The sequence below is a fragment of the Streptomyces sp. NPDC031274 genome, assembly GCF_055570235.1.
The window spans coordinates 1-8,588 of sequence record NZ_JBVIHP010000061.1 but is presented as its reverse complement, the minus strand read 5'-3'; the positions used below and the strand labels follow the sequence as shown (position 1 = coordinate 8,588).

General features: G+C 68.0%; 6 protein-coding genes. All 6 read right to left on the bottom strand.

Annotated features, from left to right (window positions below):
* Positions 1-28: 28 nt before the first annotated feature.
* Positions 29-868: a type I-E CRISPR-associated protein Cas6/Cse3/CasE gene (gene cas6e / locus ACZ5CR_RS43350; RefSeq protein ID WP_468868661.1), complete on the bottom strand. Its 840-nt coding sequence runs from the start codon at positions 866-868 to the stop codon at positions 29-31.
* A gap of 8 nt (positions 869-876) precedes the next feature.
* A complete protein-coding gene (gene cas5e, locus ACZ5CR_RS43345; protein WP_468868657.1) occupies positions 877-1,668 on the bottom strand; it encodes a type I-E CRISPR-associated protein Cas5/CasD in 792 nt (263 codons plus the stop codon).
* Entirely contained in the window at positions 1,665-2,834 is a 1,170-nt protein-coding gene (gene cas7e / locus ACZ5CR_RS43340; RefSeq protein ID WP_468868653.1) for a type I-E CRISPR-associated protein Cas7/Cse4/CasC, read from the bottom strand. Before cas7e ends, cas5e begins: the two co-directional genes overlap by 4 nt.
* Positions 2,835-2,898: 64 nt before the next feature.
* Positions 2,899-3,495 (bottom strand): type I-E CRISPR-associated protein Cse2/CasB, encoded by a 597-nt coding sequence (gene casB, locus ACZ5CR_RS43335; RefSeq protein WP_468868648.1) that lies wholly within the window; start codon positions 3,493-3,495, stop codon positions 2,899-2,901.
* On the bottom strand, positions 3,492-5,132 hold the full coding sequence (casA, locus tag ACZ5CR_RS43330; protein WP_468868646.1) for a type I-E CRISPR-associated protein Cse1/CasA: 1,641 nt from the start codon (positions 5,130-5,132) through the stop codon (positions 3,492-3,494). The genes casB and casA overlap by 4 nt, the downstream gene beginning before the upstream one ends.
* Positions 5,133-5,396: 264 nt before the next feature.
* Positions 5,397-8,213, bottom strand: a complete 2,817-nt coding sequence (cas3, locus tag ACZ5CR_RS43325) for a CRISPR-associated helicase Cas3' (protein WP_468868643.1) — start codon at positions 8,211-8,213, stop codon at positions 5,397-5,399.
* Positions 8,214-8,588 lie beyond the last annotated feature (375 nt).

Here is an 8,588-nt window from a genome sequence, read left to right as displayed (position 1 = left end):
GGCACGCTTGCCGACCGTGGGCACCTCCTCACTCCCCGGGCGCAGAAGGCGTCGGGATGAGGGCCAGGGTCATGAGGCCGCAGCCGTAGGCCTTGCCGGGTCCGATGCCACAGAGGAGAAGCCGCGCGAGTGCGACCGGGTCGGTGACACGGAGGGTGCCCTCGAAGCTGGCGGTCATGATGGTGACCTGGCGCTTGACCGGCTGACCGCTCTTGATGACGGGCTTCCCGTCGGTGGTGTCCGTCTTGGTGAAGGCGCGCCGTTCAGATTTGGTGAGGCGGACATCCAGGACGGGATCCGGATCTCCGGCCGGGGCATCGAGGGGAAGGATGCTGGGGGCGGCTGGGACCTGGGGCGGGATTTCACGTAGTTCGAAGCCGTGGGTCTTGACCCTGGTGGTGAGCCATTCGAGCTGGTGGCGGGTGGAGCTGTGTCCCAGGCGGAAGCCGCGCTTGCGCTGGCCCTTTGCTTCGGCTTCCTCGGCCGAGTGCATCTGGGCAGGCGTCGGTTTGTCGGGCTTTTTGGTGTTGTGGACCGGGGAAGCAGTGAGGCGGAAGGCGTATTCCTGTCCCGTTTGAAGGTTGGCCAGCAGCGGTGTGTAGTCGGCGATCGCGGGTTTCACGCTGGGCTCGTCGATGAGCCATCCCGCTTGTTCGGTGAGGTGTACCCAGTCGGGTTGGACCTGGGTGACGGCGTAGAGGTAGGGGCGGTGGGGGGTGTCGGCGTCGATGCGCCACAGGGTGCGGCCGGGTTCGGTGTGCCAGGTGACGGCTCCGGCGACTGCGGCGTGCATGGCTTGGGGGGATTTCAGGAGGCGGCGGGCGCCTTCGCGGAGGGGTGCGATGGGGATGCGGGAGAGGTAGGCCATGGGGCGGGTCACCATCCGAGGAGGGAGAGCGGGTCGTGGCCGCTCTGCTGGTCGGTGTCGGGTGTGGGATCCCATCCGGTGGCGATGGGGATATCGAAGGCGCGTACGCGGCGGGTGGCGTGGCGGGCGTGGGTGAACTGGTAGGTGAGGGGTTGGTCGTTGAGACGGATGTCGCCGGTGGGGTCTTCGATCTCGGCCGCGAGGTGGATGGTGGGGGGCTTTTCCCCGTTGTGGCTGCGTGACCACACCTGTCGGGCGTGGGGTGAGGCGAGCCAGGGCTGGCGGGTCAGGGCTTCGGCCAGGGGGAGGTCGGCGAGGCAGAGGTGCAGGGGGTAGGTGGGTGGGCAGGATCGCCGGCCGAGGCTGAGGGGGTAGGCCGGGTTGGCGACGGCCGCGGCAGCCTCTTCGATCAGCGGGGTGGGGCCCTCGAGGGCGATGAGGAATGCGGCGTCCTGGAGGTAGTAGCGCTCGGAGGTGAGCGTGTGTTTGGGCGGTGAGGTGGGGGTCTGGATGCCCTTGGTGTTGACCTTCGCGGAGGGGAGGGGCTTGCCGCGGTAGTCGGATGCGATGTGGAAGTCCCGCAGGAGTGTGCCGGGAAGGTCGACGCGGACACCCATCTGGAGATGGGCGAGGTCCCCGGGAGGGGTTTCGCGGTCGCGGCCGAGCGCGGCGGCCAGCAGGCCGATCACGGCGGATTTGGTAGGGGTTGGGTGGGTGTGGCGGCGTTCGACTTGGCCCCGGTGATTGCCCCACGCTTGCAGGGGTGCGGCCAGGCGCAGGAGGAGGGTGCGGGTGGTCACGTGGCCGCCTTCTGGTCCTGGCCGAGGGTGCGCAGGCGGTCGGTGAGCTGGTTGAGAAGGGTGGGAAAGTCTTTTTGGTCGCCGAAGGCGGCGGTGAGGGCGTCGGTGGTGTCGCGGTCGTTGGCGAAGTTGTGGGTGACGCCGCTCCATAGGGCGGGGGCGCCCCATTGGGTGGCGATGGTCTGGTACTCGTGGGCGAGGGCGCGTGCGGAGGGGGCTGCGTAGCCGCCGGTGCGGGTGGTGATGGGCTTTTCGAAGGCGGTGACCAGGTTGACGGGCTGGTCGGTGCGCAGGTTGAGCGCGACGAGTTGGGGCATGGTGCGGTGTCCGAAGGAGTTGCCGTATCCGGTGGGCATGGAGCGGGTGAATGCCTGGACGAAGGCGGCGGCGGTTTCGATGGCCTTGTCTGGGTCGGTGAGGTTGGCGTCGAGCTGGTGGAGGCCGACGGTGGCGTAGCGGTAGAAGGTGGCGGAGTTGAAGCCGATGCGGCCCATCATTCCGGCGCCTGTTTCCGACTTTTCGTTGCGGTCGTCGACGGCGGTGTACCAGTCGAATTCCAGCTCGGCGGCGTGTGTGGCCAGGGCGTGGGCGACTTGGCATGCTGCGTCGACGTTGATGCCGGGGACGTCGGCGACCATGCGGCCGAACAGGGCGACGTCGATGGGGTGGCCGGTGGTGATGGCCTTGTGGACATCGAGGTCTTTCAGCTCGTCCTTGAGCCGTTTCTCGTCCAGTGCGGCCAGGGTGGGTGCCCGGTCGGCGACGAGGTCGAGGAGCTGGTCGAGCTGTCGGTGCCCGTAGAAGAGCAGATAGGCGGTCTCGGCGGCCTTCTTGGACGAGGCGGTGACACCGAGCGGCAGGAGCATGGCGGCGGCGACGCGGGCGGCTGCCTCTTCGTCCAGGCCGGTGCGCTTGGCCAGCCGCTCGGCGAGGTCGGCGGCGATGCGTTTGGTGCGGGTGCCGAGGTCGCCCGGATCGATGCCGAGCGTGACGAAGGCCATGCGGGTGGCGCGCTTCCATGCCTGGGAGGATGCGCGAGGGCGGCGGACGCCTCCGTAGATGGCTTCCTTGGGGCTTCCGGCGTCGTCCCGGTTGAGATTTGCGGGGGGTGTCGTCTGCAGGATGTGGACGTCGATGTAGGCGCGGCGGGTCAGCGTAGTGGGCATGCACGGTCCTTTGTGAAGTGTGTGGACGCGATGGGGTGTTGCAGATGGGCGGAGTCGGGGCCGGTTACGTCCCGTCGGGCTCGTCGCGGATGTAGGCGTTGTAGGTGCTGCCCCAGGAGCGGATGACGCGGGATCGGCCATCGGGCCACGGCCACGCCTTGAGGTCGTTCAGGAGGCGGGTGTAGTCGATCGGCTGGGAGATCACCGAGAGTTGCCCGAGCAGTCCGCGAAGGTGGAAGAAGAGCGCGTTTTGGCTGCGGACTTGCGCGGCGGCGGACATACGGCTGGCGACGGCCTCGGTGCTGTATCGCTCGTGAAGGGCGCGGACAGCGGTTCCGAAGGAGAGACCGCTGTGATGCATGAGCGTGTTCTTGGACTGCTGGTGCATGGCGAACAGGGCGAGGGCCATGTGCTCGGCCGTCTGTTCGTCGGTTGCCTCGCCGCGGCCTGCGTACTGGTCATCGACGGGGGTGCGGTAGAAGCGCCACATCTGGGGTGCGGTCCCGGCGGCCAGGGTGAGGCCCAGGCGAAGGGCTGCGAGGTCTCCGCCCGCAGGGAGTTGTCCGGCCTTGCGGCCTTGGGGGGTGTAGTCCTCCCAGTACCAGGGCCGGCGGCCCTGGCTGTCTCGATTGCTGTGCGGGCCAGCGGTGGTGTCGGTCACGCGGCGCTCTCCGCCTTCGGGCTGGGGGTGTCGGGGTAGAGGTAGGTGAGAGTCCTTCGCAGGTCGGCGTGGAAGAACCGCTCTGCTTCGGCCTGCCGGAAGACGGTGGTCTTTCCGGCAGCGGTCTCGCGGGTCCGTCCGGTGAATGCCTTGCCTGGCAGGGCACGCAGGATGGCGCTTGCTTCGTCGCGGGCGATGCGGTCAAGGACCGTCTCGTAGGCGAGGTGGGCTCGGGTGAGCAGCTCGCTGTCCGGGGTCTTTTGGCATCCGGTCAAAAAGCGGCGCATGTAGGGGTCGATGGTGTGCAGGACACGGTCGCCTGCCCGTGCGCCCTTGCCGGTGGGAGGCGTCTCGCCGCCGACGGCTTGGAGCAGGTGGTGATGCAGGCTGGTGACGGATCGGGCGATCGTCTCGCTCTGCGCGACGGCCTTGAGGACGTGCTCCCGAATGTCGCTGTCGGCTGCCAGCGCCGCGACAGGCAGCGGGATGCTGTCGCCGAGGATGTCTTTGACGATGGAGTTCTGGGTGCCGTACTCGATTCCGCAGAGCGCTGCCCGCAGGGGGTAGTCGTCGGGAAGGTCCTCATCCGCGAGGGCGCGGGCGACCTGTGTCAGAAGCTGCGACGTCTCGAAGTGCTTGTTGCCGTCATGGTGCAAGGTGACGAGTGCTTGGAGTCCGCGCCATGCGGCGACCGCGGGCCGGTGCCGTCGCGGGTAGATGATCTCCTTCTTCTTCTCGGTCTTCTTGCCCCAGCAGGTCCGCGGTTCACTGTCGGGAGTGGGCGCGGTGGCGGTGCGGTCCCCGGCGGCGAGGATGATTCGGCGCACGACGGTGTCGCCCGATTTTGTCTCCTCGGGAATGAGGCGGATGCGGCGAGAAGCCCATGTCCAGCGATCCAGGATCCCTGTGCAGGGACGCGTCGACCAGGTCGCGTTCTGTGGCTCGCGATCCCACTGCGGCCTGTCCCCGGTAGCGAGCGAGGTGGTGGGGAGGTTGAGCAGGAGAGTCTCCAACTCGGTGCGGCCCCTCACCTCGACCACGCCCAGAGCGCCCAGGGGTCCGGTGGGATTGCCGGCTGTCTTCCCGGCCTTGACCTGCGGGTCGCCGACCGCGGCAGCCTTGAATCCGGCGGTGTCCCAGCACTGGGTGTGCAGCATCCATCGCACCGCCTCGGCCGGCGTGAGGGCGATCGGGTCGTTGTCGGTCCGTGGCCCCCACAGGGGCGCATTGTTACCGGTGTCGATGACCGGGACCAGCAAAGACGACGGCTTCAGTTCGCCCTTGCCGTGGGCCAGGCCCGGGGCCTGGCCGAAGGGATGCGTGGCGTCGAACAGCCGGAACCGGTCCAGGCGCGCATCAAGGTATTCGTCGATCGCCTGGAGCTGTGCACTGGTGAAACGCCCTGCGTTGAGCGTGTCGGTCCAGGTGTCGTAGGTGAAGGTGTCGGCCAGGGCGTGCCGCACGACGGGCAGGATGACCTGGGAGCGGATGGCGGGGGCCATGGTCGGCAAGTCGCAGGTGAGCTCGTCGAGTTCATGGCAGTGGTGCAGGTACTCGCGCAGCGGCAGGCCCCTGCTGTTGCCGTTGGCGGCTGCCGGGATCCATCCGAGATGGTCGACGAGGCAGGACTTCAGCACAACTCCCCCTTTCTGTAAGGAAGTTGAGGCGTAATCCGATAATGCGACTACGCGACGGAATGTAGAGGAGAGATGACCCTGCGTGCAAGGCAGGGGCAGGAAACGCTCTTTGACGCATCATGGCGGCAGGCACTGACAACGCCCCTCGAAACGGCCTGACTTGGGCCTCGCCCACCGCGAGACCACCCCGCCGGGACAGGGCATCCGCCGCCCGGCCGGGCGGGCCAAGGCCAGCATCGGCGGCTCCCACGCACCGGACCCGACCTACCGCTCGTACAAAAGTCCGACCTCACGGTCGTAGATGACCCGGTACGGGCCGGCCCGCCCGGACAGCGCAGCATCGAGGATCAGCGCCCGCGTTTGGCCCAGCCACGGATGCCCCGACCACGCAGGCAACGCAACAAGTCCCAAAGCCTCCGGCGTGCAGTCCCTCGTCATCGCCACGGGAAGACGCAGCAGATCCCCAGCGAGCTCCTCGACATGCCCGGCCGACCGCGCCCCCGCCGCCCCCAGAGGCGTGCCGTCCAGCGTCCGGTACTCTTCCCCGTCGCGGATCAGCAGGACTGCCTCGACGGAGTCCTCCCCATCGCGAACAACGGCGCGAAGGCGCTCCTCATCCTGCGCATCGCTTCCCGCGTAATGCAGGCCCGCCAGAGTGGGTGCGTCGCGCTCGCCAGGACGGGCCAGAAGGAAGCGCTGCGCATTCAAAGCGCGCTGCTCCTGGTCGCGATGCCGGTCATCGGCTGCCTGCTGCTCGGCGGCCTCCCACGCGGCAGGCACCAAGGGGCGGCCGCTATAGACGGCGTCGACCAGCCGGGGTACGTCGCCGGGGAGATTCCAGCCCTCCTCGAGCGCCTGGGTGATGAGGGCAGCCGTACGCAGCAGGAGCCAAGTGCCGTAAATATATTCGGCACCGCGCTCGAAGCGCGGCGCGCCGTTGTCGGGCTGGGGCTGCCAGGCGGTGATGTAGACAGTCGGTTCGGTGACCGTGGCGGGGCGACGGGTTCCTTCGTGGCGCCACATGCGGCCAACGCGCTGCAGGAGAAGGTCGATGGGGGCCAGGTCGGTGATGAGAAGGTCTGCATCGACGTCGAAGCTCTGCTCAGCGACCTGGGTGGCAACGACGACGAGCCGGTCGGGGCGGGGCTGCTCGTCACCGGGGCCGAGTTTGGCAATGATGTCCTCGGTCCGCTCGGCGCGTTCTTTGACGGTGAGCTGGCCGTGGAGGATCAGGGTGTGTCCGCCCAGCTCGTCCTTCAACCGCTGGTAAGTGGTCTGGGCCCGCTTGACGGTATTGCGGATGACAAGGGCGCAGCCGCCTGCGGCCAGTTGGGCGCGCAGCGTGTCGATGACCGGCTGGTCAGGGTCGGCCACATCGGGAAGGGCCCGGACCCGGACCGCCACGTCCCGGCGCCAGGGCGCACACGCCTCGACCGTGATGGTCGGTGTGTCAGCGCCAGGGTCCTGCCACGCGCAGGTGACAGCGGGGTAGCCGTCAGCGGCAGGGAGCTGACTTGTGAAGCTCGGGTCGCTGCGGGCGCCCGAGAGGTAGGCGTCGGTGAGGGCCTGGCGCTGCGCCGGCGGGAGAGTCGCGGACAAGAGGATGACGGGGATCTGGGCTTGCCCCAGCCAGCGAAGGGCTTCCTTGAGGAACTGGCTCATGTAGACGTCTGCGGCGTGCACTTCGTCGAGGCCGACGACCTTCCCTGCCAGTCCGGCATGGCGGAGCATGACGTGACGGGTACGGGTGGCGGCGTGCAGAAGCTGGTCGATCGTGCCGACGACGAGATGCCCGAGCAGGCCTCGCTTGGCGCCTAAGAACCATGCCGCTGGCGCATGATGCGTGCCTTCGCCGCAGACCGGATCGGCGTCCTCCTGCACGCTCAGGTAGGAAGCATGCAGCTCCTTCTCCAGCATCGCCTTCCACACGGGATTGAAGGCACGCTTTCCGTGCAGCAGGACCGTGTCGGCACCGGCCCCCGGGGTGACGGCGTCGGCCCAGCCGCTGACGCTGGTCAGCATGGGATCCGCAGTGGCCTGGGTCGGCATCCCCAGGAACATCCCCGTGAAGCCGAAACGTTCGGCGATCACCTCCGTGGCGGCCAGGAACGCCTTGGTCTTCCCCTCCCCCATCGGTGCCTCGACGATGGTCAGCCCGGGCGCACCCATCCGGCGCACCGCGTCGACGACAAGGCTCTGAGAGGCGCGCGGGCCATGGCCAAAGCGCGAGGTGAACACGTCGCCCCTCTCCCCGAGCTCCTCAAGGCCGCGCAAGCCTCCTTCCAGGCGTAGCTCCGCCCAGCCGATGCGGGCGCGATCACGAGCGTTGGTGAGAGAGATAGCGTCGAGGCGGTCGAGTCCCGCGAAGTGCGTCTCGTTGGAGGCAATCCAGTCGGCCATGACGACATACCCAAGGATGCCCAGCTGCAGGGCCCTGCTCGGCGCGGCGGCGGGCTGCACGGCAAGAACCGTGTCATAGCCCAGAGCACGGGTGAACACTTCAACCAGCTGGTCCTGGACTGCTTTCCACTCGGAGCTCTTGCCTTGGGCGTGACCGTGAGCGTAGGTGCGGTCCGACGGCTGCTGAGCAGCGATGGAGCCATGGTGTCCGGCGATCAGGGGCCACACCCATGCGACCTGATGCCGGCTCCACCCCGCGGTCTTGAGGATGCTGCGGATCATGGCGCCGCCGGCCCTGTCGTGCCGCCATATGCGGGAGGTGTCACGGGTGACCAGGCCCGGGTCCCAGGTGAGGCCGGCAGCGCTGACGGGGGCGGCTTCGGCGGCGTCTAATCGCTGAAAGCTCGGAGTCGCCTTGCCGCAGTCGTGGATGCCGCAGATCCAGGCGAAGAAGCGCCGACCATTACCGTCAGGGGCGATGGCGTTGATCTGGCGACGGGTACGGGGAGCGAGGTAGCCATCCCAGATACGCTCGGCGACGGCCGCCGTATCGAGCATGTGAGAGACCAGCAAGTTCGTTGTACCACCGGCCTTCGCCCGGGACTTTCCCCAGACAGTGCCCAGGCGCCGTACTTCCTGTCGGGTCAGGCCGAGGGCCCTACAGATATCCGTGATCGGCATGAGAGGAGACGATAGGGGCGAGCACTGACAACGCAGACGAGCATCCCCGCGCGGGCAGGGCCGAGTTGGTAGTGCTCTCGTCTACAGAGCCACCCCCGCGAAAGCGGGAAAACAGATCGTGCATCACTCCGCGGGCGGCTGCAACCACACCTCGAACCAGGCGTATCCAGCGCGGGCAGGAACCTGGAGGGCGTTCGGGTTTGCCGAACTCAGTGAAAGTGTTCAGATCTGCGGGTTGGTGACGGCAGAATGCCTGGTGGACGAGCCTGCTCCCCGCGCGTGCGGGGATGATCCCGTTCAGGCGAAGGACGGCACGAACGTCACTGTGTGCTCCCCGCACCCGCCGGGTTGGTCCCGGCAGCCAGCGCGGTCGGT